Source organism: Caballeronia temeraria (assembly GCF_001544795.2).
Taxonomy (GTDB): domain Bacteria; phylum Pseudomonadota; class Gammaproteobacteria; order Burkholderiales; family Burkholderiaceae; genus Caballeronia; species Caballeronia temeraria.
The window spans coordinates 209,689-235,820 of record NZ_FCOI02000008.1; the positions used below are offsets into that span (position 1 = coordinate 209,689).

Here is a 26,132-nt window from a genome sequence, read left to right on the forward strand (position 1 = left end):
CGCATCGCCAGTGCCGGCGACGTCCTCGCTGCATGGCGCATCGCGAAGGCGGCATGAATCCGGCGATATCCGTATGGTTCGTGCTGACGCCGCCCGTGCTGATGCTCGACTACGCGGGCCCCGCCGAGGCGATGCGCATGGCGGCCGAATCCGGCGCGCCGTTCACGCTGCACCACTGCGGCCCGCTCGAGCGCGCGGCGACGTCGCTCGGCACCTTCATCGACGGCATCGAACCGTTGCCCGGCAGGCTGCCGCCGAAGAGTCTCGTGATGGTCGTCGGCAGCACGGAGTCGCCGGAGCAGGGCACGAACGCGCCGTTCGATACGGTCACGCAGTGGCTCAGATCGGCGCCCGCCGAAGACACGCGCATCGCCAGCATCTGTTCCGGCGCGCTCCTGCTCGCGCGCGCGGGGCTGCTTGCGGGACGCCGCTGCACCACGCACTTCGGACTGGTCGACGAACTCGCCCGCGCGGAACCGACGGCGCGCGTGCAGCACGACCGCCTGTTCGTCGATGACGGCGACGTGCTGACGAGCGCTGGCATCACCGCGGGCATCGACCTGTCGCTGTATCTGATCGAGCACTATGCCGGCGCCGAGCGTGCCGCCGATATCGCACGCCGTCAGGTCGTCTACCAGCGACGCGCGGGCGATGACGTGCAGCTTTCGCCGTGGCTTGCGCATCGGAATCATATGCATCCGGCGGTGCATCGCGCGCAGGATGCCATCGCGCACAACCCTGTGCGTGACTGGAGCGTGGCCGAACTGGCGCGTGTCGCGCATGTAAGCCAGCGGCATTTGAGCCGCCTTTTTGCGGAGCACGCGGGCGTCACCGTGCTGGAATATCAGCAGAGTTTGCGGGTGGCGAGTGCGCAGCGCTTGCTTGCGCAGTCGGACTACACCATCGAGCGCGTGGCGGAGGAATCCGGCTTTGCATCCGTGCGGGATTTCCGGCGCGTATGGCGAAGGCATCACGATCTGTCGCCCGCACGGTTTCGAAGCGGCGTCGGCTTCGATGCTTCCGTCGACTGAGCGAACGTCGCATTGGCGCGCCCGTCGCCAAGTCAGGCTCGACTACCTCAACTCGCTACATCTTCACGGTTTGCAGCAGCGCTTGCAGGTCGTCGATATTGAATGGCTTTGAAAGAATCGTCACGCCGACATGTTTCGCACGTTCGAGCTCGTCGGCATAGCCTGTCATGAGCGCGATCGTTTGTCGTGGCCACTTCCGGCGAACTTTCTCGGCGACATCGATACCGCTATTCAATCCCGGCATCTGTACATCCGAAAGAATGAGGTCGAAGGTTGCGCCATCCTCGAGGAGATTAAGCGCGGCATCGCCGGTCAGCTCGTGCCGCGATTGCCAACCGAACACTTCCAGAACTGCAGAAAGTCCGGCCGCGACCTCTTCGTTATCCTCGACAAGCAGAATCGAACCTTTCATGGGCGCTGCCGTGGGCGCAGGTGCGAGAGGCGATGCGACAGAATGCTTCGCGGCGCTTTGCGTCGAACGCGGGAGGAAGAGCGACACGGTCGTGCCTTCTCCGACGATGCTCTCGATACGCGCGGTTCCGCCTGCCTGCTCGCACATCGCGATGACCTGAGCGAGACCGAGTCCCGTGCCCGCATTGGCGGCTTTCGTCGTGTAGAGCGGCTCAAAGGCGCGCTGCACGACCGCGGGCGCCATGCCAACGCCAGTGTCCGAGCAGGCGATGAGCACATATTCGCCTGGCTTGAGATTGCTGCCTGCCGTGTCGACGACGATATTCTCGCAGCGGACAACGAATTGTCCTCCGTGCGGCATGGCATCTTTGGCGTTGACTGCAAGGTTGATTAACGCTGACTGCAACTCGGAAGGGTCGACATAAATCGGCCAGGTCGATTTGGGCGCGTCGATATGCAGGCTGATGCGGTCGCTGAGCGACATCCGGATCAGCGACGCGTCCTGTTCGAGCCATGCGCCGACATTGACGACTTCCTGGCGCAGGGGTTGTTTGCGAGCCACGCTGAGCAGCCTCCGCGCCAGCGCTTCGGCCGTGACAGAGGCTCGTTCGACCGCTACGACCTCTTTCTCGAGTCCGTTGAATCCTTTGCGCCGCGCCAGCTCCATGTTGGCTTTCACGACCATCAGCAAGTTATTGAAATCGTGTGCAACGTTCGCCACCAGATTACCCAGCGCGCCCATACGCTTCATCTGACGCGTCGTTTCCTCGGCCGAAAGACGCATTCCGAATTCCGCTTTCCATCGTTCCCATGCCGTTCGCTCTCGTCTGAGCCGAGTCAGGCTGAACGCGACCAGCAGCCAGATGCCGACGCATGGAACGAGCGTGGCGACGGCGATAAGACCGTCATGTTTCAGCCACCTCGTCATCACGGTGGAAACGGGGATGCCGCTCGTCACATAGAGCGGGTAGTCGCCCACCTGTCGATAAACAAGCAGTTTCCGGACGCCATCGAGCGTCGAAAAAACCCTGAGGCGTCCGCTTTTGCCGTTGACGTGCACGGCCTCCACCAGAGGTTGATTGTTCGTAGGCGGCCTGCGTGCTTGCGGGGCAGGAAATCGGACGAGCGTCGTGCCGTCACCCCGAAAGAGGCCGATGGTCAGGGCGCTGTCATGGATCGTCAGCCGCTGATAGAAAGACAGGAAATAGTCCCGTCGAAGCGAAATGACCAGGGCGCCGAGATATCGGCCTGCGCGGTCGTAGCGTGGGAACGTAAGGTTGAAGACATCGATGACCGGGGCCGCGGTGCGTTCGGGCTGCGAAACGGCCATCTTTGCGCCGCCTGCAGGTCTGTCAGCAAAACTGACGAGGTGCTCGTCTATCGATTGCAGTCCGACCGGGTAGGCACTGCTGCTAGCTAAAAGATTTCTATTGCGTCCAAACAGCGTGATCGAGGCGACCGACGGCAATCGTTGCGCCGTGTCCGCCAGAAAGTCGTGGAGCGACTTCTGCCGCGCGCGGATTTCCGCGTCTCCGTCGCCGCCCACCATGGTCAGCACGCGAAGCGACACCTCCTGACTGACATCGAAGACCTTCACCGCCTGCTCTTCCGCGACTCTCGAAAGGCGGTCGATGCCTTCCGACGAGTCGGAAATTCGACTTTGATAGCCGAAATAGCCATAAACAGCCAAAAAAAGCAGAGGCGTGACGATCGAGGCGATCAGGGTCGCGATGAGCATGCGGCGCGTCGTTCCGAAGTCGCGTGGCGGCACGGGCATGTCCAGCGCGGAGCCGTCCGGATGGGATGTTTCCGGATGAATGATCATGGGAATTGCGTGACGTCTCGGGAACGGGAAGTCTATGGACATGTCCCGAAAGCGTCAAATGCGGTCCGGAGGTGCGAAGAAAAATGGGAGCGGCGAGCACGCGATATTCGAACGAGAATAGCGCCGAAAAGCGGATAGAATCGCCGGCAAGACCGGCCGCGAGGAGGTTCGCGATGACTCGAAACGTTCTGATTTCCGGCGCTGGCGTCGCTGGGCTGGCCGCTGCCTTCTGGCTGGACCGTGCGGGGTTCGATGTCACGCTCGTGGAACGTTCCGACGGATTCCGGCGCGGCGGTCAGGCCATCGATATTCGCGGCGTCGCGCTAGACGTCATGCGGGCGATGGGCTTGCTCGACGATGCACGCGCGTTGCGCACGCAACTCAAAGGCATGTCGATGCTCGACGCCGATGGGAACGAGATACATCGCACTGAGGAACGCACGTACAGCGCGGGCCGTCTCGACAGCACCGACATCGAGATCTTTCGCGACGACCTCTGCGAACTTCTGATGAACGCATTGAGCGCGAACGTCGAGTTCGTCTACGGCGACAGCATTCGTGCGATAGACCCGCGCGAGGACAGTGTCCGCGTCGCGTTCGCAGGCGGCGCGGACCGTTCTTTCGACCTTTTGATCGGCGCGGACGGAATCTACTCGAACGTTCGCAAGCACGTGTTCGACGCTGAAGCGGCGGTTGTTTTCCCGCTAGGTGTCGTGCTTGCCCTGTTTTCGACGCCCAATTTCATCGGGCTCGATGACTGGCAGATCGGGCACAGGGTGGAAGAGTTTGGTTACGTCATCTATCCGAGCCGGGATAAGCGCGAGTTGCGCATCGGTGCGGGCTTTGCGGCGCCAGAACCGCCTTTGTCCCGAGCCGATGTCGAAGCTCAGAAGCGAGTTGTATCGGAGGCCTGCGCGCATCTGAAAGGCGATTTTCCCCGGTTCATCGATGCGATGAGGCGCACGGACCAGTTCTACTACAACGAACTCGCGCAGATCCACATGCCTTCGTGGTCGAAGGGCCATGTCGTGCTGCTCGGCGATGCGGCGCACTGTGCATCGCCGTTTTCGGGGCAGGGCACGAGTCTGGCGCTCGTCGGCGCGTTCGTGCTCGCGCATGAACTCGTGCGCAATGGACAGGATTTCGCGCAAGCCTTTGCCGCCTACGAGAACCGCATGCGTCCGTATGTCGACCTCAACCAGGCGCTGGTCGATCCCGAGCGCCAGGGTCCGGTCCCGGACGAGCAACTGGACGCAGCGAAGAACGGAATCGACTTGACCGATCTGCTCACCGAACCGATCGGAGAACGGTAGAAGCTGCGACCAGAACGCGCGGCGTCATCTTCAACTGCCGTCGTGCGTCTCGCCACGGTCGCCAAAACGCGCGAGCCTTTTGCGCAAGGCGTCGATCTGGTCGAGCAAATCCAGCGCCAGTGCGACGCCCGGCGCATTCAATTCCAGATCGGTCTTCAGCCGTTGCGCGGTGATGGCGCGACCTAGGCACGTGCCACTGAACCGCCACTCCTCCACGCCCGCGCCCTGCGGCTCGAACGCGCCTTCCTCGACCCATCGGGCGAAATCATCGCGCGATGCGCCCGTGATGCGGCACAACTCGACCAGCGTGAACTCGATGCGTTCCTCGACGATCTCGCCGTGCAGATGAGAGGGATCGTTTCCGTTCATGATGGTCACCTGTAAAAATGCGCGCGCGGATCGAAATCGAGCGCCTTGCGCATCTCGGCGTAGGCGGTCCGTTTAGCGTCGGTATCGGCGGGAGGCAGGACGATGCCCAGCATCACGTAGAAATCGCCGGGAGGATTGCCGGGAATGCCTCGCCCTTTGAGTCTGAGACGCCGGCCCGCCGACGACCCTGCGGGAACCGTCACGGTGACGTCTCCCGAAGGCGTGGGCACGACGACTTCGGCACCGAGCGCGGCTTCCCACGGAGCCAGAGGAAGGTCGGTCGTCACGTCGCGGCCATCGATGCGGTAGCGCTTGGGCGCGTCGACTTCGATCTCCAGGAACAGATCGCCCCGCGGCGCGTTGCCCACGCCCGGGCCGCCCTGACCGGCGAGCCGCAGCCGCTGACCGTCGAGGATGCCTGTCGGTATGGCGACATCGAGGGTGCGCGTCTGATACGTGATGTCTCCGTGATCGTCGATCGTCGGCATTTGCAGGGATAGCGTCCGCTGCGCGCCGTTGTAGATGTCTTCCAGGCTGACGGTCACCCGCGCGTGAAGGTCTTCGCCGGGCCACTCGGGTGCGTAGGAGCGTGCCGGCCGGCGTGCGTGCTTGCCGAACAGGTCGCTGAAAAAGTCTTCGGCGTCCTGTGTGTCTCCGGCGCTGCCAAAACCGTCGCTGGCCTGCGCACGAGGGCGGATTTCCTCGCCGTCCCGGAGGTCGGTGCCGAGCGCATCGAACGCCGCGCGCTTCTCGGGATCCTTGAGAACCTGATAGGCCTCGCCGATTTCCTTGAAACGCACTTCGGCGTTCGTGTCTTTATTGAGGTCCGGATGAAACTTGCGCGCGAGCTTGCGATAAGCGGTCTTGATCTCCGCTTCGGTAGCGCTTCGCGGAACGCCCATGGCGGCGTAGTAATCCCTGTATTTCATCGTTTCCCTTATCGTCCAATGAATCGATTTCGGGTAGATGGCCTATCGGCTAGGCGTGACGATCGATGAACAACTATACAAGGAAGCGGCGCGACGTGTTTCGGACTAAGGTCCGCGCTTGACCATCGAGCGCGCGAGTTTTCGTGCCTGATCCTCGACGATCGCTGAGAACATTCCGGAGTTGCAGAGGCTCCTCGCAAGCGCCGAGGTCGTCCGCATGATTCATGCACGCGTGTCGAGCTCGGCGCTTGCGTGCCGCATGGTGCAGTCGGCGGGAAGACGCGCGATCGACGGCACATCCTTCGGCCTGGCGACTTCCTACGACGAGCAACGCGGCGGCACGAACGCGGCGGCGAATTTCTTCGATGGCGTCACGCCGCTTCACATCACATCGAGCGGGGACAAAGACGCGCGTCTTCAGGCCAACGGCTACGTCAACGTGATGGGCGTCAAGCTGGGCGGCAGATGGATTGGCCGTCGCGTGAGCTCGGATGCCGCCGACGGGACATCTTGCCACTTGCCGAGCACATGGAGCAGCATCGCGTGACGCCGCGCGCGAACATCTCTCTGCCGATGCTCAGACGGGTGTCAAGGCATCGGACGTTCGATGTCCGATTCCTTGACACCTCAACACGAATAATCACCTCAACTGTTGAGAACGCGGGCGTTCTCAGATTGGCATAGCCCTTGCAGAACACTCCACTACGCGAAAGGAGTGAATCATGCAATGGACTACGTCAGCAAGCCAGCGAAGCGCCGTTCGCCTCCTTGGCGCAACGAGCCTCGCCGCTGCTCTGGTGCTGAGCGCAAGTTGCGCGGCGCAAACGGACGCTATCGCACCATCGGCCCCGCCGCCTGTCTCCGCAGACGCGCCTCCGCCTCCGCCGCCTCCAATACTTCCATCGGCAACGGCTGTCGCTCCGCCTCCTCCGGTTCCCTGCGCGCGGCCGATCGCCGGCGCCGTCTCGATCGCCACGATGCAAGCGACGGTATCGCGCTTTCTGACGAATCCGGATGGGGATGTCGACGGCTTTCTCACCATCGATGGACGACTCGTGCGCTTTCCGCCGCACATGGGCACGCAACTGACTGCGACCGTTCGCCAAGGCGACAACGTGCAACTGAGCGGCTGGCACGGCGCTTCAAGCGACATCGTTCGGTTCGCCGGGCAACCTCACTCAGATCTACGACCGCGCGCCGCCCGCACCTTGATCGAGCGCGATCCGAACCAGGCATGGCTGACGATGAAGATCGGAAAGCATTCAAGAACGAGCACTTTAACTATGGAGCATTCGTCATGTTGAGTTGGGTGCACTTCGGGGACCTTCATGCCTCGAACGACGACCGCTATGAAAGTCTGAACCATCTGAGATCGATGATCCATTCGGTCAATGTGCACTTGGCCGACCGTATCGATTTTGCGTTCCTGCCGGGAGACAACGCGAACAACGGCACGCCTGAGCAGTTCGAGCGCATCGCAGCGGAAGTATCCGGACTCCGCGTGCCGCTCTACGCGATTCCTGGCGATCACGACTTCGAGCCGGGACATCTGGAAGCCTTCAACGCCTTTGCGAACATGAAACTGCCGATGTCGCGCGTCGTGAATGGTCACCGATGCATCTTTCTGGACGTGGTCTCGGCGGGTCGTGGTGGTCCGGATTTCCGGCTCTCGAGGCTCGATGGCGTATGGCTAAGCAAGGAACTCTACGCGTCAGCGCAAGATCAGGAGCCGCCAGTCGTATTCATGCATGCGTATCCGGGCGATGTGTTTGACGGGTCGTCGCTCGCTTATGCGTTTGCGCGCGCCAACGTCGCCGTGGTCGATACGGGTCACACCCACTACAACGAACTGCTCAATGATGGCTGGGTGGTCTACGCGGCGACGCGTTCCACGGGGCAGATCGAAGAAGACAGCGGTCGTCCGGGCTTCTCGGTGGCGGCTGTCGATGGCGGCGTCGTAAGCTGGAAATTCCATCCTTACGATGCGAAGTGGCCATTTGTCATGATCACGCGGCCGGCTGACCGGCGGCTGCATCGCAGTCGCTCCACACCCGGTTCCGCGAGCGATAGCGTGGTTCGCGTGCTCGTTTCCGATGACGACGTGGTGTCCGTCATCGGCGAGTTGGACGGCATGCCCATTGAATTCGCGCCCAGCGTCGATGACGTGGGTATATGGGAAGCGCCTCTGCCTGCTGTGACCGCGAGTTATCGCAGGACATTGATTGCCACGGCTCATACATCGGATGGGCGAATCGGCGTGGACTCCATCGAGCTCGCGCCTGTCGGCAGCGCCGCAAGCCACCTCAAAGATCAGTCCGCGCTCGGAACCGATGCACACGCAGTCGATCCCTGGCCTGAACACGGCATCCTCGGTTCACAACTGGGGCCCAACAAGAACGGACGTCATTGGTGATCCATGAATCCCCTATACGCGCTAGAAGGGCTGAACTTCTTCATGGCCGACGTGCAGGCAGGCATCGGGCCTTTTCTCGGTGTTTTCCTGCAGGCGCACGGTTGGCATGCGGAGGCGATCGGGACCGTCATGACGCTGGGTGGCATCGCCGGCATGCTGGCCACGTCGCCGGCCGGCGCATTGGTGGATGCTACCCATCACAAGCGCGGCGTCATCGTGATCGCAGGCGTGATGACGACGCTTGCATCGCTCGTGCTGTGGGTCTCGCACAGCTACTGGATGGTCGCCGCTTCTCAGATCTTCACCGCGGTAACAGGCGCGGCCCTGGGCCCCGCCGTCGCCGGCGTGACATTGGGAATCGTGCGCGAAAAAGGATTCGATAAGCAGTTCGGGCGCAACCAGGTGGCCAATCACGCGGGCAACGTCGCAGGTGCCGCGCTTTCCGGTTGGCTCGGGTGGCGATACGGCTTCGGCGCGGTGTTCGTGCTTGCCGGCGTGTTCGGCGTGATGACGGTGATCTCGACACTGCTCATCCGGCGCGATTCGATCGATCACGACAGCGCGCGCGGCCTGAGCGGTTCATCGCCCACCGAGCACGAGCAGGCGAGCGGCTTTCGGGTGCTGCTGACGTGCCGGCCCATCTTGCTCCTCGCTGCCTCACTGGCGATGTTCCACTTGGGCAACGCCGCGATGCTGCCGCTCTACGGACTGGCGGTCGTAGCGGCGCATCAAGGCGATCCCAGTGCGTTCACCGCGCAAACCATCGTGGTTGCGCAACTCGTGATGGTCGTCGCAGCGGTCTTTGCGAACCGTCTCATCCAGCGAATCGGCTACTGGGGCGTGATCCTGATCACGTTTCTGGCGCTGCCGGCGCGCGGGCTCGTGGCGGGAATGTTCATCACGGCATGGGGCGTGTGGCCCGTGCAGGCCCTCGACGGAATCGGAGCGGGCTTGCAAAGCGTGGCGGTGCCTGCATTGGTCGTGCGATTGCTTCAGGGAACCGGCCGGGTGAACGTGGGGCAGGGCGTGGTGATGACCGTGCAGGGCATAGGTGCCGCCCTTAGCCCGGCATTGGGCGGCGTGCTGGCCCAGCATTTCGGTTATGCAACGGCGTTTTTCGTGCTCGGGGCCGTCTCGACCGGCTCGCTCGCACTTTGGCTTCTCTTCGGCGCATCGCTTAAAAAGGCGTGCGGCTTTGAACGCGACGTCACCCAAGATTCCACATTGGCAACATGAATCCGATCTTCCTCTCCTGGAGCATTGCGCTCGCCGCAACTGCCGGTGTCATTCTGCGTCCGTTTCGATGGCCGGAGGCGATTTGGGCCGTTGCTGGCGCTTTGGCGCTCGTCGCGCTCGGCCTTCTTCCCATGAGCCTGGCGTGGCAGGCGGTCGGCAAGGGCACAGACGTCTATCTGTTCCTCATCGGGATGATGCTACTTTCGGAGCTGGGCCGGCGCGAGGGACTGTTCGACTGGATTGCGGTGCTCGCGGTCAATTACGCGAAAGGCTCGCCGCGCAAGCTCTTTCTGCTCGTGTATCTGGTGGGTGTCGTGGTGACGACGTTCCTGTCTAACGATGCCGCAGCGGTAGTGCTCACCCCGGCGGTGTTCGCTGCCGCGAAGAAAGCCGGGACGAAGCCGCTTCCCTTGCTCTACGTCTGCGCATTCATCGCGAATGCGGCGAGCTTTGTGCTGCCGATTTCGAATCCCGCCAACTTGGTTCTATATGCGAATCACACGCCGGCACTCGGGCTGTGGGTGGCGCGCTTTGCCTTGCCTTCGGTGCTGTCGATTGTCGCGACGTATTTCATGCTGCGCTGGACTCAGCGCGCCGAGCTGAGCGGCACTTGCAAGCGCGATCTGGCGATCGAAAAGCTCAGCACGAACGGCAAGGTGACGCTCGCAGGAATCGGGGTGACCGCGACCGCTCTTCTTATCGTTTCGGCTTTCGACATGCAGCTCGGTTTGCCGACAGCCGTTCTGGGCATCCTTACCGCGTTGGTCGTGCTGATCAAGGAGCGTCAGTCGCCCGTCGAACTCGTCAAAGAGGTCTCGTGGAGCGCCTTGCCGCTCGTGGCGGGTCTGTTCGTGCTGGTCGAGATGCTCGACCATACCGGCGTCATCAAGCAGCTTTCACAACTGCTCGCACTGGCCACTCAACAGAATCAGTCGATGACCGCAGCAATCTCCGGCTTGATCATCGCGCTGGGAAGCAATGCGATCAACAACCTTCCAGCCGGCCTGATTGCGAGCGCGACCGCGATACAAGCACACAGCCCCGAGCGCGTGATCGATGCGTTATTGATCGGCGTGGATCTGGGACCGAATCTTTCGATCACGGGCTCGCTGGCCACCATTCTCTGGCTCTCATCCATTCGTCGGGAAGGCGAGGACGTGAGCTTCATGCAGTTCTTCAAGATCGGCGTCGTTGTCATGGTGCCTGCGCTTGTTCTGGCATTAGGCACACGTCTTTTGATTGGGCATTGAGCGAAACGAACGGAGACAATAACGATGAGCAACGCCTGGATCTATCCCTTCATTATTTTTGGCGGCGTTCTGCAGGCAGCCGGCGCGCCGATCAACGGTGAACTCAAAGGCGCGCTTGTCAATCCGTGGCTCGCGTCGGGCGTGTCCTTTCTATTGGTGACGTCTCTCGCGATCGCGTTGTTCTGGATTCAACCCACTCCGCTGCCGACCATCGATGATCTTCGCAGTATGAAGTGGTGGGCGCCGCTCGGCGGGATCGTCGGCGCAGTCGCGGTTTTTGCGGGCCTGACGCTCGTGCAGAAGGTTGGCGTCGGCACGCTGAATGGATTGACCATCTGCGCGAATCTCGTCGCGTCGGTCGCGATCGATCACTTCGGTTTGATCGGCGTAACGGAGCATCCGCTGGGTTGGCTTCGGGCGCTCGGCACACTGTTGATGGTGGCCGGCGTCGCGCTCGTCATGCGATTCTGAGCATCGGATCATGATCCCGCGACGCACCGTGAAGGGCCATGTCCGCTCATTCGACTGGCGCGTCGTTCCGCTTGTGGGCCTGGTGATCATCGCTGCGGCGACGTCCTTTGCTTATCACCGACTTCTTCTTGCGCAGCGTGATTGGGTCGAGCACACCTATCAGGTGATGTCGGCATTGGAGTCAACATTGCAGCTCATGACTGACGCCGAGACGGGTCAACGTGGCTACATTCTCACAGGCAACAAGACTTATCTCACGCCTTATTCGCAAGCCGTGCGTGACGTACAGGCCTTTCCTTCACGACTTCGTACGCTTGTTCATGACAGCCCGACTCAGCTAGTTCGCGTTGATGCACTAGACAGAGCTTTAGCGGAGAAGTTAAGCGAGCTCTCGAGGACTTTGGTGGTCTACGACGAAGAGGGCTCCGCTCAGGCACGAGAAATGGTGCTGAGCAATCTCGGGCAGGAGCACATGGATCGGATTCGGTTGCTCATCGCGCAGATGCGCCAGGCCGAGAATGAACTGTTGATCGAGCGCTCTGGGCAAGCGGCGCAAACGGAAAAAAGGATGCTGTCGGTAACGATTGCGCTTGCGGTACTTTCGATCGGCACTCGAGTCGCGCTGTATCTTTTGATGAGTCGGCGCATGCGTTAATCGTCGAGCGCGCGAGCTGGCTCGATCGTCCTCACCGGGAGGCGGCACCCGAACGCTGGCCGCCGTCAAGAGAATCGATGAACCGGGACACGTCGTCGAGCACCGGCGCCACCGTGATTAAGCCGGACAAAGAGCGCACGGGCCGTCCGAAGCTTCCCACGATCATTGCGTGGTTGATGCCGGCATAGCTTTTCAGTTCGAAACGATCACCGAAAGCTTCGAGGCGTGCCGCAAACCGGGTCGTATTGCCGGGATCGACCGTGTGATCGTCCATACCAACGCCAAGAAATATCGGGGGCTCCGCGCCATCGACATGGTTGATCGGCTGACTGTCTTTCCTGGTCCCCATCGGAAAAATCTGTTCCAGTGTTGGATCTTGCAGCGGCAGAAAATCGTAGGGGCCAGCTAAACCCACGACACCCGCCAGCGCACCGGCATCAACACCGTGTTGCGCAAGATAGCGGCGATCCGTCGCGAGAAGCATTGCGATATGTGCACCGGCGGAATGCCCCATCAAAAAGATCCGCTGCGGGTCCGCGTGGAAGTCGATCGCGTGCGCCTGCGCCCAGGCGACGGCCGCAGCGGCATCATCCATGAAACCGGGAAAGATGGTTTGGGGATAGCGCCGATAGTCCGGAATAACGGTTACATATCCGCGCGCCGCCAATGCCTCACCGACGAACAGGTAGTCTTTGCGATCGCCGGTCTGCCAGCTTCCGCCATAAAAGAAGACGATGAGCGGGCTCGGCGCGCCGGACGACTGCGGTCTTCTCGGGCTGTAGACATCCAAACTATGCCGATCGCCTGCTTCGTAGGGAATATTGACTCGAAGTTCATAGGTGCTGTGCGGGGTCAAAGCGTTCACAAGACCTGCCGGGCTGCATGCTGAGAGCATCGCGATGAACGGCGCCACGAGGACACGAAGGGAGGGAATCATTCTAAGAGCCGTCATTTTGGATGTGCGTGAGCAAGATGGATTCCGTGCGTTGGTTCATATACGAGGAATACCGTTCATCGGATGCGCTCAACGGGATTGGCCCTTCACTGATGACACGTCCATTGAACCGGTAGCCCGCGCCGCGAGATCCGGCTTCGGTTTATATCCGGTCGCCGCCGCGAGGTCTAAGGATAGGCAGGTACGAAACGTGGACGCGAAGGACGGTGACCTAAAAGGCGCGCCGTTCGCGGGCGAGTTCGCGCGACTTCATCGCGGCTACGACGCTCGCGGTCCTATCGTGCCGCCGGGGATGCGTCTCGCGGTGGACGCGGCGCAATCGAAAACGTTTGAGCTTTTGCGTATGCGCCCGCTTTTTTGAAGCGGGCGCTTACGCTTATGAACGGCGCGCCGCCGCTTCGAGAAACGCAATCAGCAACGGATGCGGCGCGCCATCACGCGACGACAGTTCGGGATGCCCCTGCATGCCCGCAAAGAACGGATGCTTATCGGCCTCGATGGCCTCGGCGATCGAGCCGCTCTCGTCGTGCGCGCTGACGATCACGCCGAGCGTCGCGAGCGGCGCTTCGAGCGCCGGATTGAGTCTGTAGCGATGATTGCAGAGAACGCTCGGCTGCGCGTCGAGCATGGCCGCGATACGCGATCCCGGCACCGGGCTGATCGGCCGCAAGCCCACGCGATGCAACAACGCGCCATCGTCGCCAACATGAATCGGCTCGAAGCTGGCGACGCGCGCATCGGGCTGCGCGTCGGTCATGCCGATCTCATCGCTCTTTAACGCGAGCCGTGCGATGGCCGTCGCCATCGACTGCATGCCGAGACTGAAACCCGCGACCGGAATCGACGCCAGCCAGCCGAAACGCGCGGCCTCGATCTGTCCCGCCACGCGCGCCATGTCCGCGCCGCCCGGCAAAAGAATGCCGCGTGCATCGGCGAGTAACGTTTCTGCGTTGTCGCAGTCGATGTCCTGCGCCGCGATGAAGCGCACGTCGAGATCGAAGCCGAGCGCATCGGCGGCGTCACCGAGGGCGGCGAGCGTCGCGGGATATTGCTGATGCTGGTCGCACTCACGACCGATCAGCGCAATCGTCACGGACGGTCCGCTCGCGCGCGATGCGGGTTCTTCCGTGGATCGCCATCTGCCATAGCGATCCCGATGCGCTTGCAAAACCACGCCCGAACCATCTTCGACGAGCTGTGCGCGATCGGCTTCATGAACGACGCGCAACATCTCCACGTCTTCGGCGCATTGCGTAGGAAACGCATCGAACGATTGCACGAGAAGCACAATATCGCGCGTGTGCGCCAGCGCAAAAATCTCATGGCATGGTTCGCCCGCATCGGGCAGGCCCGTGCGCGTGCGCCAGAGGAGACCGGTCGCGACTAACCGTCCATCCGCAGTGACGTGCTGATGCGCATCGGGAAACCGTTGTTCGTCGAAATGCACGCCTGCGCAGCGGAGTTCGGCATTCAAAGTCTGGGCGAACAGCGCGGGAAGGGCGCCGAATTGCGCTGGCTCGGGGGTAGCGTCTTCGATGAGATAGAGCATGGAAGGCCATCCGATAAAAAGAAAAACCCGCGACACCGGTGCTCAGGCGCTTCAGACCGCGGCGACAGCGGGTGTCAACGCCGCACAACCGGTCTCGCTGCGCGCACGCGTCGCGCAGCGTGGGCATCGGAACAGCATACGCGATCCGCACAGGGTTCTCCACGCCGCACGCGCTGTCGTGCAGGCCCCCACGTCGTTACCAATCTATCCGGTGCTTCTCTTCGGTCTCTTGATGGCGTCGGTCGTCGTCGATGTGCAGGTATAAGCTCGTCGTCGTCAACGAAGCATGTCCGAGGGTATCGCGGACCATGCGCAAGTCGACCTGTCGATCTGCCATGTGTGATCCCGCGCTGTGCCGGAGCCAGTGGGCCGACGCTTTTTCCAGCAGGTCGGCGCGTCCCGCTGATACCTCGTCGCGCTCCCGAAGTCGAGCGGCGGCGCCCGCAAACACCTCTTTGACGATCGCATGCAGGGCGGCGCGCGTTAAGGGTGCGCACGTCTGCGTACCACCGCTGGCCGCCGTCACGCCGATCGGCAGAACGAGCGGCGTATCCTCAATCGGCGAAGGTAGTGCGCTCAGCCCAAGGTGCTGTCGGTATCGCGAGAGTTCCGACATCAATTCCTGGGTGGCCGGCACCAGCCGTTCCTTGCCACCTTTGCCATGCACGGTGAGCCACCATCGCGTCTTGCCATCCGCATCGCGCCGGACGAAGAACTGCCCCATCGTGTTGGCGCCGACCTCCGCGATGCGCATTCCGCCCAGATAGAGCAGGGTGAAAAGCCATCGCACCCGGACCGCATGGGCCGTTGCGCGGTCCGTGTCCCGCGGCATCGCCGCAATGAAGTCCTTCACCTCCTGCCAGACGCCAGGCTCCAGATAACGGGTGATTCGTGGCGCGGCGTGTTTGGCGCGCCGTCGTGAAAGCGACAGCGGGTTGCCGGCGAGATACCCCGCCTGCACCAACCACGAAAACAGCGCATTCAAAATCACGATCGCCTGACGCTGGCTGGCCGGTGAGAGCGGACCATAGAACGGTCGCCAGCGCGCATCGCTGCGCGCGTGTTTGCGGCCCCCGCCTGCGACCCACGTGGCCGCCGGTTGCGGATCGGCCAGAAACTGTTGGTAGCGCAGGCAGTCCTCGTGCGTGAGCGAGGAAAGGGGCTTGCCGACGATCACGACCGACCAGAGCAGAAGACGCTCGGCTTCCTTGCGGTAATTCTCGAAGGTGGTCTTGGTGTTCGTGAAGCGCGATAGCCACGCCCGGATCGCGTCAAGATCGGTGGTCGCGGCGATCTGCGCGCGACCTGTAACGCCGCGATTTAGACCCCTGCTGCCATCGAGTCCAGACGGAATGACGAGCGTCTCTAGCGGCGCAGGCTGAAGCGCGAAGGAGGGCGGCGGCAGGGCGGGTTTCAAAATGGAGCGATATGATGATTGGCTTTTACTGAAGCTTACTCGACATTATATTCATAATGTCAAATTTACGCCTTTCGTTAGTTGGATAAATACCGAATTACGTTGTATTATTTGTTGTCTAGTTCAACCGACTCATCATGTCCGACCTTCTCTCCGACGAAGCCCGCCTCGCAGCGGACATCGAGCGCCTCAAGGTCGAATTCCCCAAGACGCGCGAGCTCTATCGCGAGGTGTGCGCACTGCTGTTCTTCCGCTTCGGTGTCCCGCCCACGGCCAACCGCCTCTACAACCTGGTCCGACGCGGCACCATGAGCACGCCGGCTTCCGTGTTGAGCGAATTCTGGGCGGAGTTGCGCGAGAAAAGCCGGGTACGCATCGAGCATCCGGACTTACCGAAGGATCTGAGCGATGCCGCAGGCGAGTTGATCGGCGTTCTGTGGACGCGGGCGACGGCTTCGGCGCAGGCCGAACTGACGTCGCTACGCGATGAAGTCGAAGCGCAGCGTGCTGAAGCCGAGCAGAAAGTCGTCGCCGCGCGGGAAGAACTCGGTCGGACTGAAACGGCGCTCGAGCAGCGCACCGCGGCATTGCTAGCGGCGCAGGTCGAGATTCGTGAACTGGAGCGGCAACAGGCGGAAGAGGCCGCTACGCGCAAAGCGCTCGAAGCGGAGATCAAGCGTCTCGGCGAGGATGCGGTCGCGCGCGTGCGAGAACTGGAAAAAGTGCGCGACACCTTCTCGCGTGATCTGGAGAAGCTCAGAGAGACCGCCAACGGTGCCGAGGAGCGACTACGCGCATCGGAAAAACGAGCGCTCCTGGAAATTGACCGGGAACGCAGCGCCACTGCGAAGGCTCAGAAGGAGTTGGCCGATGCGGCCAAACGGGCAGAAAAGCGAGAGGCCGAGCATCGTCGCACCGTCGACGCGTTGCAGGAGCAGCAGGGCGACGCTCGTCATCAGACCGGCGTGCTTCAAGGCAAGCTCGCCGCGCTCGAAGCGGCACATCAGTCGCTTCAGGAACAACTGAAGTCGATGCGCACAGCGGCGCGGCCGTCTACGCGACGCGCGCCTGTCGTCGAAGCGAGTCCCGCAGCCAGGCGAGTCGCCCGAAAGGCGGCGGCAGGCAAAACGGCGAGAGTGAAAGGTCGCCCGTAGATAATGACCGGATGGCGCCAGCGAATGGCGCAGTCCACCGGCCGTTGGCGCGCCAGTCGCGACGACGGCCAAAGGGAGCGAACAGATGAGAAGATCGGCAGAGAATAAATTGCGCGTCGTGGCGGTGCGCATCGACCCCGTCATCGAACAGCGGTTGCGGGTGCTGGCAGAGGCAACGGGCCGGAAACAATCGTTCTTTTTGCAGCGAATGATCGAGGACGGCATCGATGCGATGGAAGAAATCTGGCTGTCGCCGGACACCTTGGCGAAGGTTCGAAATGGCGAATTGCCCGAACTGCTCGCCGCACAGAGCACGACGTCGGATCTGTTCGACCTCGATGCGACCGATGCAACCTCGTAGCAGCGACGGTCGCCTGTTTTCAAAACCGATCGCCAGGATGGCGTTCAATTTCACCAGAAGGGAAGGGATTCAATGAACAAGCAGGAACTGATCGACGCAGTTGCATTGGAGTCGGGTACGAGCAAGAGCGCCGCTGAAGACGCGATCAATGCCGTCTTGAACACCATCTCGAAGGAAGTGGCGTCGGGCAACGCCGTTCAACTCGTCGGCTTCGGCACATTCGGACGGGGCGAGCGGGCAGCACGGACGGGACGCAACCCCGCAACGGGCGAAGCGATCGAGATTGCGGCCGCGAAAACGGTCAAATTCACGGCGGGCAAGGCATTCAAGGATGCCGTGAATCAAGGCTAAACATCGCGAGAATCGAAAGCGCAAAAAGCGGCAGACGATCCTCTCGACGATAGTCGCATGATCGACGAAAGCGTCGCTGCTGCAACGACTTCATCCGCTGCGCGAACCCTCGTGGTCCGTGTTGGCCGAGCAGCCTGGAATCAGTCCTCTTCGACGATCGTGTTCTCGTACGCGATCTTGACACGCTGCTCCGCCGACAAATCGCAATAGCGCTGCCAGAAGCCGCGCCCTTTCGATTTCGCGACATACATCGCAGTGTCTGCATTGAGAAGCAAGTCGCGCGCGCAGACGCCGTCTTGCGGACACTCACTGATGCCGACGCTCGCGCCCACGGCCACAAGTCTCCCGCCCACGGGGAGATCACTTTCGAGCGCTCGTACGATACTCGTAGCAAGATCTGTCGCCGACTCGGGGAAATGCGCGTCTTCTATCAGAACGACAAATTCGTCGCCGCCCAGTCTCGCGACGGTATGCCCCCTCGAAAGCACTCGTTGCAGAGCATCCGCCACGGCCACGAGCACGGCGTCGCCGAATGAATGACCGAACTGGTCGTTGATCTGTTTGAAGTGGTCCAGATCGATGAACAGCACGGCGAGACGCTTGCCGTTCGCAGTCGCGTCGTGCACCGCGGCGTCCAGCTTCTGCATGAACAACATGCGGTTGGGGAGGCTCGTGAGCACGTCGTGATTGGCCAGATGCGCGAGCTGATGCTGCTTGTGATGAAGCGCGTCGACCTGAGACCTGATCTCTCGCCGCATGCGGTCGAAACAGCGCGCAAGCATGCCGATCTCATCGGTGCGTTTGAGCGGCAATGCTTCAGTCGCGGTTTCGGCAAAGAAATGCGTGGCCGCATGTGTGAGTACCTGCAAAGGCCTGGTCAATGCGCGTGCAAACAGGATGGCGAGCAGCAGTGCCGCCACGCTCGAAAATAGCACCATCCGGACGATCTGATCACCGAGCCGATTCGCACCCGCCAGCACGTCCGAGAGCGGCTTGCCAAGGCCAAGCACGATGAAGCGATTGCCTGCGGACGTGCCAAACGGTCGTCTCACGAACGCGAGCACCTCGTTGGGCGCCTGCTCCGGATTGGTGAGTCCATTGATCAGCATGTTGCTTTGGGTGCGATCGAAGAGCGGCTTCGTCGCGGCGAAGCTGTCCTGCATGAACACGCGGCGTCCTTTGTCGAAGCCGAACGCCTGCGAGGCATCGGGATGAACGAGAAAGTCGCCCCATTCGTTGGCGATATACAACTCATAGTCGGGCGGCAAGTCAGTCCGCAGCAGTTTGAGCAGGACTGCGAGATCCACATCGAGCACCACGACACCTACGACATCGCCCGCGCGCGTGGCGACAGGCGCCGCGAGGTGCAGGATAGGCTTGCCTTCGGCGTAGTGCGTGCCGTATTCGCGATTGATGGTGATCGGCCCGATGTACACGCGGCCGGGTTCCAGCTTCAGCGTGTCGAACATGTAAGCGAACTGACCTTTTTCCTGCAGGTTTTCACCCTGCACCTCCACGATGCCGTGTCCGTCGCGATCGAAGCGAATCCTTTCCAGCCCGAACCGGTCGCGTGCGATGAGCCGTGCCTGCAGATACACGGGATGATGGAGCATGAAGCTCGAGAAGACTTGCGCGAGCCGTGACCGGTCCGCGCTCGTCTTTGCATCGTCGTCCGCCGATTGCGCCATGAGCGCCGATGACGGCATGGTGGCGAGCACGAGCACGTCAGCCGCCATGTCGTCGATGGCGACCGAAAAGCGCTGGCCGAGCAGTTCCGTTGCAGTGAGAAGATTGCGCCCCGCCTCGCCCACCAGCATGCTGCGGTTCGCGCGATACGCGTAATAACCGGTCGAGCCCGACGCCAGCACGCCAATCAAGGCGAGCAGCAACGACAACTTCACCATCAGTCCGGGACGCATCATGGAAAGCGCTCCGGCCGGTCGCCTGACACGATCCGGCTCCAGAGCGACTCGCGCTCCCCGATATTTTCCACCGGCTGAATCCAGACGAGATGCGCGCTGTCGCCACTGTATTCAGGCGGCGGGATCAATGTGTTCGCGAGACCCTGTCGCTGCGTCAGCAGTTCGCTCACGTCGGGCTCGAGCATGTAGTTGATCCAGGCAAGCGCGAGCGGCCGGTTCGTGGCTGCTCGTGTCATCGCCCAGCAATCGAGCCAGGCGAGGGCGCCTTCTTCGGGAATGACATACCCCACGTCCGCACCGGCCTTGCGCAAGAGTGCGAGTTGCTGAGTGCCGTAATTGCCGAACATGAGTGCGGCTTTGTGCTGAATGAAATACGCCGTTGCTTCCTCGGGCACCGTGTAATACGTAAGCAGGTTACGACGCAATTCGACCAGCTTCCGGGCGATCTTGCGCATTTGCGCGTCGGTGAGCTGGAACGGATGCGGGTAGCCGCGCGCCAGCGCCGCGAACGAGAAGTTATGCTGCGCGCTGTTGAAGTCGAGCACTTTGCCCTGATAGCGCGGATTCCAAAGCTCTTTCATGGAGCGAGGCGCATCGGGAATTTGCTTGCGATCGTAGATCAGTCCCATCGAGGAATACGTGAACGGGATCGCGTAGATCCTGCCGTTCTCGGTGAGTCCGTTGATCGACGAAAGCGCGCGAAATCGCGGTAATTGACGTTGCGTGTTGGGCAGTTCGCCCGGATCGAGCGGAGTGAGCAGGTTCTCCAGCGTGTAGCGGTGAATTTCCGCGGTGTTGGCCGCCAGTACGTCGAACGGCGGCGTCGCGCCTGCGTGCATCTTGTCCCACAACGCTTCGTCGGAGTCCACGAAGGTCACCTGGACGCGGGCGTTGAAGCGGCTTTCGAACTGCTTCACGACGTCGCTGTCGGCATAACCCGGCCACGCGAGCACCCGCAGCACGTTGTCCTGGGCGAAAGCTGGCAGCCCGCACACCGTCAGCGCGAAGAAGATGACCGCGACGCCGGAAGTGCGAAAGGCGCGCTTCGCCATCGCGCATACCCAAAGCCGCAGGACGCTGCTCCGTTTGGGCGGTGAGGAACCAAGGCTCATTTGTCAGTTCTTCTGCCATCGCATGTAAAGACAACACAAAGCGCCTTCCAGGATGGGACTCGCTGGCGCGCCCGTCTCACGGACCGCTTTTGTTTCGCGCTTGACGTTTGACTTCGTCGCCGTGGCGCCGGCTGGCGACCTGCGGATGGCTGAACCCTCGAACGACGCCCTGATGCGTCGTTCTACAGCGTCAAGTCGGGCGTGATTCGACGGGACCGGACAAGGTCACCGTCGATATCCTGAAGCGGCTCCATCGCGTTAACGGTTGTGTGACGGCGATCTTTAGCCGCGCGGGCACGAACTATCGGACAGCCGCAACCGCATCCCGGTTGCGCGTGATCCAGTCGCTGAAGAGCTTGACCTTCGGCTGATTCGCGACGCATTCCGGATAGACGAAGTAGTAGCGTGAACCCGTCTCGAGCACGGTGTCGAACGGCATGACGAGCCGCCGGGCCGCCACGTCTTCGCTGACGAGCGTCCGGTCGCTGATCGCGACGCCGAATCCCTGCATGGCGGCGTTCGTCGCCAGATCGAGCGTTTCGAAAGTCGGGCCGAGCGTCGCGTCGATCTCGTTCGCTCCCGCGCGGTCGAGCCATAGCTTCCAGTCGCGGTGATCTCGTGTCGGATGCAGCAGCGCATGATGCGCGAGATCCGCCGCGGCAGCGAGTGGCTTTTCACTGAGCAGATCCGGCGAGCACACCGGCGTCAGCTGTTCGTCGAAGAGCGGCACGGCGTGGACGTCCGCGCCGGGCGACGAGCCATAGATGATCGCGGCATCGAACGATTCCACCTGAAAGTCGACGTCGTGCTGCCAGGTCGTCGTGATCTGCAACTGCAACTCAGGATGCTCGCTCTGAAAACGCATGATCCTCGGCAGCATCCAGCGCATCACGCAGGTCGGCACTTTCAGCGCGAGATCGGTGCGCTGGCGCGTGAGACGCAACGACACTTCCTCGATGCGCGCAAAGCCTTCTCTGACGACGGGCAGCAGCACGTCGCCTTCGGCGGTCAATGTCAATCCCCTTGCGCCCCGTATGAAAAGCGGAAAGCCGAAGTATTCCTCGAGCGCGAGAATCTGCCTGCTGATCGCCCCTTGCGTGAGACACAGATGCTCAGCCGCGCGCGTGAAACTGCGGTGACGCGCGACCGTCTCGAAGATCTGTAGTGCATTGAGCGGAGGAAGTCGTCGCATGGGGCGTGTCTCCGGTCATGGAAATCGTGTCGTGCGCAAATAGTGTAGCAAGCCGGGCGCGATGCTAATGGAGTATCTTGCCCAGAAATTCCCTCGCCCGTTCGGACCGTGGATGGGCAAAGAACGCGTCCTTGCCGTCGTCTTCGACGATGCGCCCGTGATCCATGAAGATCACGCGGTGCGCGACCTTTCTGGCAAAGCCCATTTCGTGCGTGACGCACATCATCGTCATGCCTTCCTGCGCCAGCTCGACCATCACATCCAGCACTTCGTTGATCATCTCCGGATCGAGCGCGGAAGTCGGTTCGTCGAACAGCATCGCGACCGGGTCCATCGACAACGCGCGCGCGATCGCCACGCGCTGCTGCTGGCCGCCGGAAAGCTGCGCAGGATACTTGTCCGCGTGCGCGCGCAGGCCGACTCGCTGGAGCAGGCGCAGCGCCTTGTCCGACGCTTCGTCTTTCGAACGGCCCAGCACTTTCGTCTGCGCGAGCGTGAGGTTTTCCGTGATCGACATGTGAGGAAAGAGCTCGAAATGCTGGAACACCATGCCGACCTTCGAGCGCAGCTTCGACAGATTAGTCCGCTTGTCGTGGACGGATTCGCCGTTGATCGTGATGCTCCCGCTCTGGAACGGTTCAAGCCCGTTGACCGTCTTGATGAGCGTCGACTTGCCGGAGCCGGAAGGCCCGCAGACCACGACGACTTCGCCCTTGTTGACGGTGGTGGTGCACTCGGTCAGAACCTGAAACTGGCCGTACCACTTCGACACGTTACCGATGGAAATCATGCGCAAACTCGTTTTGAAAGGTTGTCGGGCACTGCGTCGGGCTTCAGCGATGTCTGCCCACCTGGTACCGGCGTTCGAGCGCGCGTGCATACCAGGTCAGCGGAAAGCACATCGCGAAGTACAGCAACGCGACCATCGCGTAGATCGGAAAAGGGCGGAATGCCGCGTTCGTGATCATGGTTCCGGTCTTGGTCAGTTCCGTGAGCCCGATGATCGACGTCAGCGCCGTGCTCTTCACGACCTGCACGAGAAAGCCCACGGTGGGCGGCACGGCGATCTTCCAGGCTTGCGGCCAGACGACATAACGCAACTGCTGCGTCCATGTCATGCCGAGGCTCGCCGCCGCGCCCCATTGACCGCGCGGGACCGCCTCGACGCAGCCTCGCCAGATGTCGGAGAGATAGGCGCCGGTGTACAGCGTGAGCGTGACCGTCGCCGCGGCCCACGGCGACACCTCGACGCCCAGCAGCGGCAAGCCGAAGAAGCCGAGGAAGAGCTGCATCAGGAGCGGCGTGCCCTGAAACACTTCGACGTAGAGCACGACGATCCGGCGCAGCCACGGCAGCGGCGACACGCGCATGGCGAGCAGCACCAGCCCGGTCAGGCCGCCGCCGACGAACGCGATCAGCGAAAGCAGCAGCGTCCAGCGCGCGGCGAGCATCAGATTGCGCGCGATGTCCCATAGCGTGAACTCGATCATCGTGAACGCTCCTTCGGAAGGCCCGGACGCACGGAAAAGAAGCTGCGCAGTCCGCGTCCGGGGGTGACCGCGACGCCGCGCGCGGCGCGTCCCGCGAACAGCCGCTTGCCGAGCCGGTTGATCAGAAGGCGCAGCACGATCGACAGCAGCAGATAGATCGCGGTGACGATCACGTAGCATTCGAACGAACGGAAGTTGCGCGACTGAATGAAGCTGGCGGCATGCGTCAGGTCCGGCACCGAGATCTGCGAGACGACCGCGGAGCCGAGCATCACGATCAGCACCTGCCCGAGCAGCGCCGGAAACACATTGGCGAGCGCCTGCGGCAACACGACGTGGCGAAACACATGCGGCCCCCGCAACCCGAGCGCCATCGCGGCCTGAACCTGTCCGCGCGGAATCGAGTCGATTCCCGCGCGGACGATTTCCGTCGCATACGCACCGAGATTGACCGTCATCGCGAGAATGGCGGCTTCGAATTCGCCGATGTGCACGCCGAGGCTGGGCAGCCCGAAGAACACGAAGAAAAGCTGCACGAGAAACGGCGTATTGCGAATGATCTCGACATAGGTGGCCACCGCGGCGCGCACCGGCTTCGACCCGGCCACGGCGATGCACGCTCCGCCGATACCGACGAGCCCGCCCAGCAGCGTCGATACGGCGGTGAGTCCGAGCGTGACCGCGACGCCATGCGCGAGCACGTCGACATAAAGGCCGAAGTCGCTGAAATCGAACGTGTAGGTCATCGCGGCATCCCTGGCGTGCGATTGAACGAAGAAGCAAGACGCATCACAGATCGGCCGGCAGCGGCGCGCGCAGCCACTTCTGCGAAATGGCGTTCATCGTGCCGTCCTTCTTGGCGGCGGCAATGGCTTCGTCCACCTTCTGCTTGAGGCGCGGTTCGTTCTTGTTCAGGCCGACGTGATCGGGCGAGCTGAAGAGCGAAAACTTCTGCTCGGGATCGTTGGAGGGATGACGGGCGATGATCGTCGCGCCCACATCGTTGCCGACCACGAGCAATTGCGTCTGGCCCGCCAGAAACGCGGAGATGGCGCCGTTCGGGTCATCGAAGCGCTTGATGCTCGCGGACGGCGGCGCGACCTTGCTCACGCTCAGGTCTTCGAGCGTGCCGCGCGCAACCGCGATGCTCTTGCCGGCCAGATCGCCCGCGTTCTTCACGGCAAGCGATTTCGGACCGAACACGGCCAGGTTGTACGGCGCATACGCCTGCGAAAAATCGATCACCTTTTCGCGCTCGGGCGTCTTGCCGACGGAGAGCAGCATGTCGGCCTTATGGTCGGCGAGGTACGCCATCCGGTTGTCGCCCGTCACCTGAACGAGTTCGACCTTCGCGTTGAGCGTCTTGCCGATCAGATTCGACACATCGATGTCGTAGCCTTGCGGCTTCATGTCCGGCCCGATCGAGCCGAACGGCGGATAGTCCTCGAACACGCCGATCCGCACGACGCCGGATTTGCTGATCGAGTCGAGCGCATCGGCCTGCGCCAGCGGCGCAAATGCACAAAGGCCCGCGACGCCGGAGAAGGCGAGGGCGGCGGAAGCACGTTTGAAGAAGCGCTGCGCGGAAGTCGTCGTGTTCATGAGGGTGGCTCCTGTGACTGGGTTTCGATCGGCGTGAATCAATGCGCGGTACGTGCCGCGATGAGCTTGCAGGCATGCGGCGGCAATTCCGCGTAGATGGGCATGCCCACGCGAAGGTCCGGCGTTTCGCGTGGCGTCGTGGCCGCGGTGAGCGTGAAGCCGGCGCAATCGATGGTGGCTTCGAGCGACGAGCCGACGTCGCGGATGAACGCCACTTTTCCGGCGAGCACGTTGGGGCCGCGATCGGTCATGACGGTCCGCATCGAGACGTCCTCGGGGCGGATCAGCAGGCGCACATCGCCTGTTGCACCTGTTGCGCGCGGCGCGGCATCAACGATGATCTGCTGGCCGCCGGGCAGCCCGATGCGGTCCGTGCCGTCGAGCGTGACGGGCAGGATATTGCCGAGCCCGATGAAATCCGCGACGAACTCGCTCACCGGATTGCGATAGATGTCGAGCGGCTTGCCGACCTGCGCGATGCGTCCTTTTTCCATCACGACGATTTCGTCGGCCATCGTCATGGCTTCGCGCTGGTCATGCGTCACCATGATCGTCGTGATGCCGAGGCGCTGCTGCAAGAGACGGATCTCCACTTGCATCGCCTCGCGCAGCTTCGCGTCGAGCGCGGAGAGCGGTTCGTCGAGCAGCAGCAGCTTCGGCGACGATGCAATGGCGCGCGCGATGGCCACGCGCTGGCGCTGCCCGCCCGACAGCCGCGACACCGGCCGGTCCGCCATGTGCGGCAACTGGATCAGATCGAGCAGTTCGGCGACGCGCACGGCCTGCGCGTCCTTCGCGACCCGGCGCAGCCGCAGCGGATAAGCGATGTTCTGCGCCACCGTCATGTGAGGGAAGAGCGCGAGCGACTGGAATACCATGCCGAAATCGCGCTGGTTCGCGGGCACGTGCGTCAGATCGCGCCCGGCGAATGCGACGGTTCCGGACGTCGCCGTTTCGAGGCCCGCGATGATGCGCAGCAGCGTCGTCTTCCCGCAGCCCGACGGTCCGAGAAAGCACACGAGCTTGCCGTCGGGCACGGCGAGATCGACGTGATCGACCGCATAGGCGGTGTGAAAGCGCTTCGTCACGGCCTGAAGTGTCAGATGAGTCATGAGGGTTCCCTC

The 26,132-nt window shown here is 62.2% G+C and carries 24 protein-coding genes and 1 pseudogene; 11 read left to right on the plus strand and 14 right to left on the minus strand.

Translation table 11 applies throughout. From position 1 onward, the window contains the following. Positions 1–32: 32 nt before the first annotated feature. Positions 33–1,031, plus strand: coding sequence for a GlxA family transcriptional regulator (locus tag AWB76_RS14640; RefSeq protein ID WP_244173357.1), 999 nt, complete (start codon positions 33–35; stop codon positions 1,029–1,031). 55 nt (positions 1,032–1,086) lie between these two features. On the opposite strand, the gene AWB76_RS14645 is transcribed toward AWB76_RS14640, so the two are convergent. Beyond that, positions 1,087–3,267 carry a hybrid sensor histidine kinase/response regulator gene (locus tag AWB76_RS14645; protein ID WP_061160829.1) on the minus strand — a complete coding sequence of 727 codons (2,181 nt, stop codon included), beginning with the start codon at positions 3,265–3,267 and terminating at the stop codon, positions 1,087–1,089. A 173-nt stretch (positions 3,268–3,440) separates the two neighbouring features. Between AWB76_RS14645 and AWB76_RS14650 the strand changes: the two genes are divergently transcribed. Continuing rightward, positions 3,441–4,580 (plus strand): FAD-dependent monooxygenase, encoded by a 1,140-nt coding sequence (locus AWB76_RS14650; RefSeq protein ID WP_061160830.1) that lies wholly within the window; start codon positions 3,441–3,443, stop codon positions 4,578–4,580. A gap of 30 nt (positions 4,581–4,610) precedes the next feature. Here AWB76_RS14650 and AWB76_RS14655 read toward each other — a convergent pair whose 3' ends face one another. Both AWB76_RS14655 and AWB76_RS14660 read right to left on the minus strand, forming a co-directional pair. After that, positions 4,611–4,949, minus strand: a complete 339-nt coding sequence (locus tag AWB76_RS14655) for a chaperone modulator CbpM (protein ID WP_061160905.1) — start codon at positions 4,947–4,949, stop codon at positions 4,611–4,613. Positions 4,950–4,954: 5 nt separating this feature from the next. After that, the gene (locus AWB76_RS14660) at positions 4,955–5,878 is read right to left on the minus strand and encodes a DnaJ C-terminal domain-containing protein (protein ID WP_061160831.1); all 924 of its coding nucleotides are present in this window, start codon (positions 5,876–5,878) and stop codon (positions 4,955–4,957) included. Positions 5,879–6,167: 289 nt separating this feature from the next. Here AWB76_RS14660 and AWB76_RS43050 point away from each other — a divergent pair. The 6 genes and pseudogenes from AWB76_RS43050 to AWB76_RS14695 form a co-directional block, all read left to right on the plus strand. Then, positions 6,168–6,383: pseudogene (locus AWB76_RS43050) on the plus strand (porin); the annotation flags it as partial. 729 nt (positions 6,384–7,112) lie between these two features. Further along, positions 7,113–8,291: a metallophosphoesterase family protein gene (locus AWB76_RS14675; RefSeq protein ID WP_244173358.1), complete on the plus strand. Its 1,179-nt coding sequence runs from the start codon at positions 7,113–7,115 to the stop codon at positions 8,289–8,291. Between the two features lie 3 nt (positions 8,292–8,294). Then, on the plus strand, positions 8,295–9,527 hold the full coding sequence (locus AWB76_RS14680; protein WP_061160835.1) for an MFS transporter: 1,233 nt from the start codon (positions 8,295–8,297) through the stop codon (positions 9,525–9,527). Further along, complete coding sequence (locus AWB76_RS14685; RefSeq protein WP_061160836.1) at positions 9,524–10,777, plus strand: arsenic transporter; 1,254 nt, start codon at positions 9,524–9,526, stop codon at positions 10,775–10,777. The genes AWB76_RS14680 and AWB76_RS14685 overlap by 4 nt, the downstream gene beginning before the upstream one ends. A gap of 24 nt (positions 10,778–10,801) precedes the next feature. Further along, the gene (locus tag AWB76_RS14690) at positions 10,802–11,248 is read left to right on the plus strand and encodes a DMT family transporter (RefSeq protein ID WP_061160837.1); all 447 of its coding nucleotides are present in this window, start codon (positions 10,802–10,804) and stop codon (positions 11,246–11,248) included. Between the two features lie 10 nt (positions 11,249–11,258). Beyond that, positions 11,259–11,903, plus strand: a complete 645-nt coding sequence (locus AWB76_RS14695; RefSeq protein ID WP_074171351.1) for a CHASE3 domain-containing protein — start codon at positions 11,259–11,261, stop codon at positions 11,901–11,903. A gap of 31 nt (positions 11,904–11,934) precedes the next feature. Here the strand turns inward: AWB76_RS14695 and AWB76_RS14700 are convergent, their stop codons facing one another. From AWB76_RS14700 to AWB76_RS14710, 3 genes are all read right to left on the minus strand, one after another. Further along, positions 11,935–12,840, minus strand: coding sequence for an alpha/beta hydrolase (locus tag AWB76_RS14700; protein ID WP_244173359.1), 906 nt, complete (start codon positions 12,838–12,840; stop codon positions 11,935–11,937). Positions 12,841–13,234: 394 nt separating this feature from the next. After that, on the minus strand, positions 13,235–14,407 hold the full coding sequence (locus AWB76_RS14705) for a glutamine amidotransferase-related protein (RefSeq protein WP_061160840.1): 1,173 nt from the start codon (positions 14,405–14,407) through the stop codon (positions 13,235–13,237). Positions 14,408–14,603: 196 nt separating this feature from the next. Beyond that, positions 14,604–15,824: a tyrosine-type recombinase/integrase gene (locus AWB76_RS14710; protein WP_061160841.1), complete on the minus strand. Its 1,221-nt coding sequence runs from the start codon at positions 15,822–15,824 to the stop codon at positions 14,604–14,606. A 137-nt stretch (positions 15,825–15,961) separates the two neighbouring features. On the opposite strand from AWB76_RS14710, the gene AWB76_RS14715 reads away from it, so the two are divergent. The 3 genes from AWB76_RS14715 to AWB76_RS14725 all read left to right on the plus strand — a co-directional run bounded on the left by AWB76_RS14715 (position 15,962) and on the right by AWB76_RS14725 (position 17,690). After that, entirely contained in the window at positions 15,962–16,978 is a 1,017-nt protein-coding gene (locus AWB76_RS14715; protein ID WP_061160842.1) for a DNA-binding protein, read from the plus strand. 85 nt (positions 16,979–17,063) lie between these two features. Next, entirely contained in the window at positions 17,064–17,339 is a 276-nt protein-coding gene (locus AWB76_RS14720; protein ID WP_061160843.1) for a YlcI/YnfO family protein, read from the plus strand. 72 nt (positions 17,340–17,411) lie between these two features. Beyond that, the gene (locus AWB76_RS14725; RefSeq protein ID WP_061160844.1) at positions 17,412–17,690 is read left to right on the plus strand and encodes an HU family DNA-binding protein; all 279 of its coding nucleotides are present in this window, start codon (positions 17,412–17,414) and stop codon (positions 17,688–17,690) included. 140 nt (positions 17,691–17,830) lie between these two features. On the opposite strand, the gene AWB76_RS14730 is transcribed toward AWB76_RS14725, so the two are convergent. From AWB76_RS14730 to AWB76_RS14765, 8 genes are all read right to left on the minus strand, one after another. Beyond that, complete coding sequence (locus AWB76_RS14730) at positions 17,831–19,612, minus strand: GGDEF domain-containing protein (protein ID WP_061160845.1); 1,782 nt, start codon at positions 19,610–19,612, stop codon at positions 17,831–17,833. Further along, a complete protein-coding gene (locus tag AWB76_RS14735) occupies positions 19,609–20,664 on the minus strand; it encodes an ABC transporter substrate-binding protein (protein ID WP_244173360.1) in 1,056 nt (351 codons plus the stop codon). Before AWB76_RS14735 ends, AWB76_RS14730 begins: the two co-directional genes overlap by 4 nt. 361 nt (positions 20,665–21,025) lie before the next feature. After that, complete coding sequence (locus tag AWB76_RS14740) at positions 21,026–21,916, minus strand: LysR substrate-binding domain-containing protein (protein WP_061160846.1); 891 nt, start codon at positions 21,914–21,916, stop codon at positions 21,026–21,028. A gap of 64 nt (positions 21,917–21,980) precedes the next feature. Further along, a complete protein-coding gene (locus AWB76_RS14745) occupies positions 21,981–22,706 on the minus strand; it encodes an amino acid ABC transporter ATP-binding protein (RefSeq protein WP_061160847.1) in 726 nt (241 codons plus the stop codon). A 43-nt stretch (positions 22,707–22,749) separates the two neighbouring features. Then, positions 22,750–23,406, minus strand: a complete 657-nt coding sequence (locus AWB76_RS14750) for an amino acid ABC transporter permease (RefSeq protein WP_061160848.1) — start codon at positions 23,404–23,406, stop codon at positions 22,750–22,752. Beyond that, positions 23,403–24,152: an amino acid ABC transporter permease gene (locus AWB76_RS14755; RefSeq protein ID WP_061160849.1), complete on the minus strand. Its 750-nt coding sequence runs from the start codon at positions 24,150–24,152 to the stop codon at positions 23,403–23,405. Before AWB76_RS14755 ends, AWB76_RS14750 begins: the two co-directional genes overlap by 4 nt. 43 nt (positions 24,153–24,195) lie before the next feature. Next, positions 24,196–25,008 carry a transporter substrate-binding domain-containing protein gene (locus tag AWB76_RS14760; protein WP_061160850.1) on the minus strand — a complete coding sequence of 271 codons (813 nt, stop codon included), beginning with the start codon at positions 25,006–25,008 and terminating at the stop codon, positions 24,196–24,198. 38 nt (positions 25,009–25,046) lie between these two features. Further along, a complete protein-coding gene (locus AWB76_RS14765; protein ID WP_061160851.1) occupies positions 25,047–26,120 on the minus strand; it encodes an ABC transporter ATP-binding protein in 1,074 nt (357 codons plus the stop codon). Positions 26,121–26,132 lie beyond the last annotated feature (12 nt).

Coding starts and splice junctions, on each gene's coding strand:
- AWB76_RS14640 (WP_244173357.1), top strand. CDS start 33: ATGGCGCATCGCGAAGGCGGCATGAATCCGGCGATATCCGTATGGTTC.
- AWB76_RS14645 (WP_061160829.1), bottom strand. CDS start 3,267: ATGATCATTCATCCGGAAACATCCCATCCGGACGGCTCCGCGCTGGAC.
- AWB76_RS14650 (WP_061160830.1), top strand. CDS start 3,441: ATGACTCGAAACGTTCTGATTTCCGGCGCTGGCGTCGCTGGGCTGGCC.
- AWB76_RS14655 (WP_061160905.1), bottom strand. CDS start 4,949: ATGAACGGAAACGATCCCTCTCATCTGCACGGCGAGATCGTCGAGGAA.
- AWB76_RS14660 (WP_061160831.1), bottom strand. CDS start 5,878: ATGAAATACAGGGATTACTACGCCGCCATGGGCGTTCCGCGAAGCGCT.
- AWB76_RS14675 (WP_244173358.1), top strand. CDS start 7,113: ATGGCTGACGATGAAGATCGGAAAGCATTCAAGAACGAGCACTTTAAC.
- AWB76_RS14680 (WP_061160835.1), top strand. CDS start 8,295: ATGAATCCCCTATACGCGCTAGAAGGGCTGAACTTCTTCATGGCCGAC.
- AWB76_RS14685 (WP_061160836.1), top strand. CDS start 9,524: ATGAATCCGATCTTCCTCTCCTGGAGCATTGCGCTCGCCGCAACTGCC.
- AWB76_RS14690 (WP_061160837.1), top strand. CDS start 10,802: ATGAGCAACGCCTGGATCTATCCCTTCATTATTTTTGGCGGCGTTCTG.
- AWB76_RS14695 (WP_074171351.1), top strand. CDS start 11,259: ATGATCCCGCGACGCACCGTGAAGGGCCATGTCCGCTCATTCGACTGG.
- AWB76_RS14700 (WP_244173359.1), bottom strand. CDS start 12,840: ATGATTCCCTCCCTTCGTGTCCTCGTGGCGCCGTTCATCGCGATGCTC.
- AWB76_RS14705 (WP_061160840.1), bottom strand. CDS start 14,407: ATGCTCTATCTCATCGAAGACGCTACCCCCGAGCCAGCGCAATTCGGC.
- AWB76_RS14715 (WP_061160842.1), top strand. CDS start 15,962: ATGTCCGACCTTCTCTCCGACGAAGCCCGCCTCGCAGCGGACATCGAG.
- AWB76_RS14720 (WP_061160843.1), top strand. CDS start 17,064: ATGAGAAGATCGGCAGAGAATAAATTGCGCGTCGTGGCGGTGCGCATC.
- AWB76_RS14725 (WP_061160844.1), top strand. CDS start 17,412: ATGAACAAGCAGGAACTGATCGACGCAGTTGCATTGGAGTCGGGTACG.
- AWB76_RS14730 (WP_061160845.1), bottom strand. CDS start 19,612: ATGATGCGTCCCGGACTGATGGTGAAGTTGTCGTTGCTGCTCGCCTTG.
- AWB76_RS14735 (WP_244173360.1), bottom strand. CDS start 20,664: ATGGCGAAGCGCGCCTTTCGCACTTCCGGCGTCGCGGTCATCTTCTTC.
- AWB76_RS14740 (WP_061160846.1), bottom strand. CDS start 21,916: ATGCGACGACTTCCTCCGCTCAATGCACTACAGATCTTCGAGACGGTC.
- AWB76_RS14745 (WP_061160847.1), bottom strand. CDS start 22,706: ATGATTTCCATCGGTAACGTGTCGAAGTGGTACGGCCAGTTTCAGGTT.
- AWB76_RS14750 (WP_061160848.1), bottom strand. CDS start 23,406: ATGATCGAGTTCACGCTATGGGACATCGCGCGCAATCTGATGCTCGCC.
- AWB76_RS14755 (WP_061160849.1), bottom strand. CDS start 24,152: ATGACCTACACGTTCGATTTCAGCGACTTCGGCCTTTATGTCGACGTG.
- AWB76_RS14760 (WP_061160850.1), bottom strand. CDS start 25,008: ATGAACACGACGACTTCCGCGCAGCGCTTCTTCAAACGTGCTTCCGCC.
- AWB76_RS14765 (WP_061160851.1), bottom strand. CDS start 26,120: ATGACTCATCTGACACTTCAGGCCGTGACGAAGCGCTTTCACACCGCC.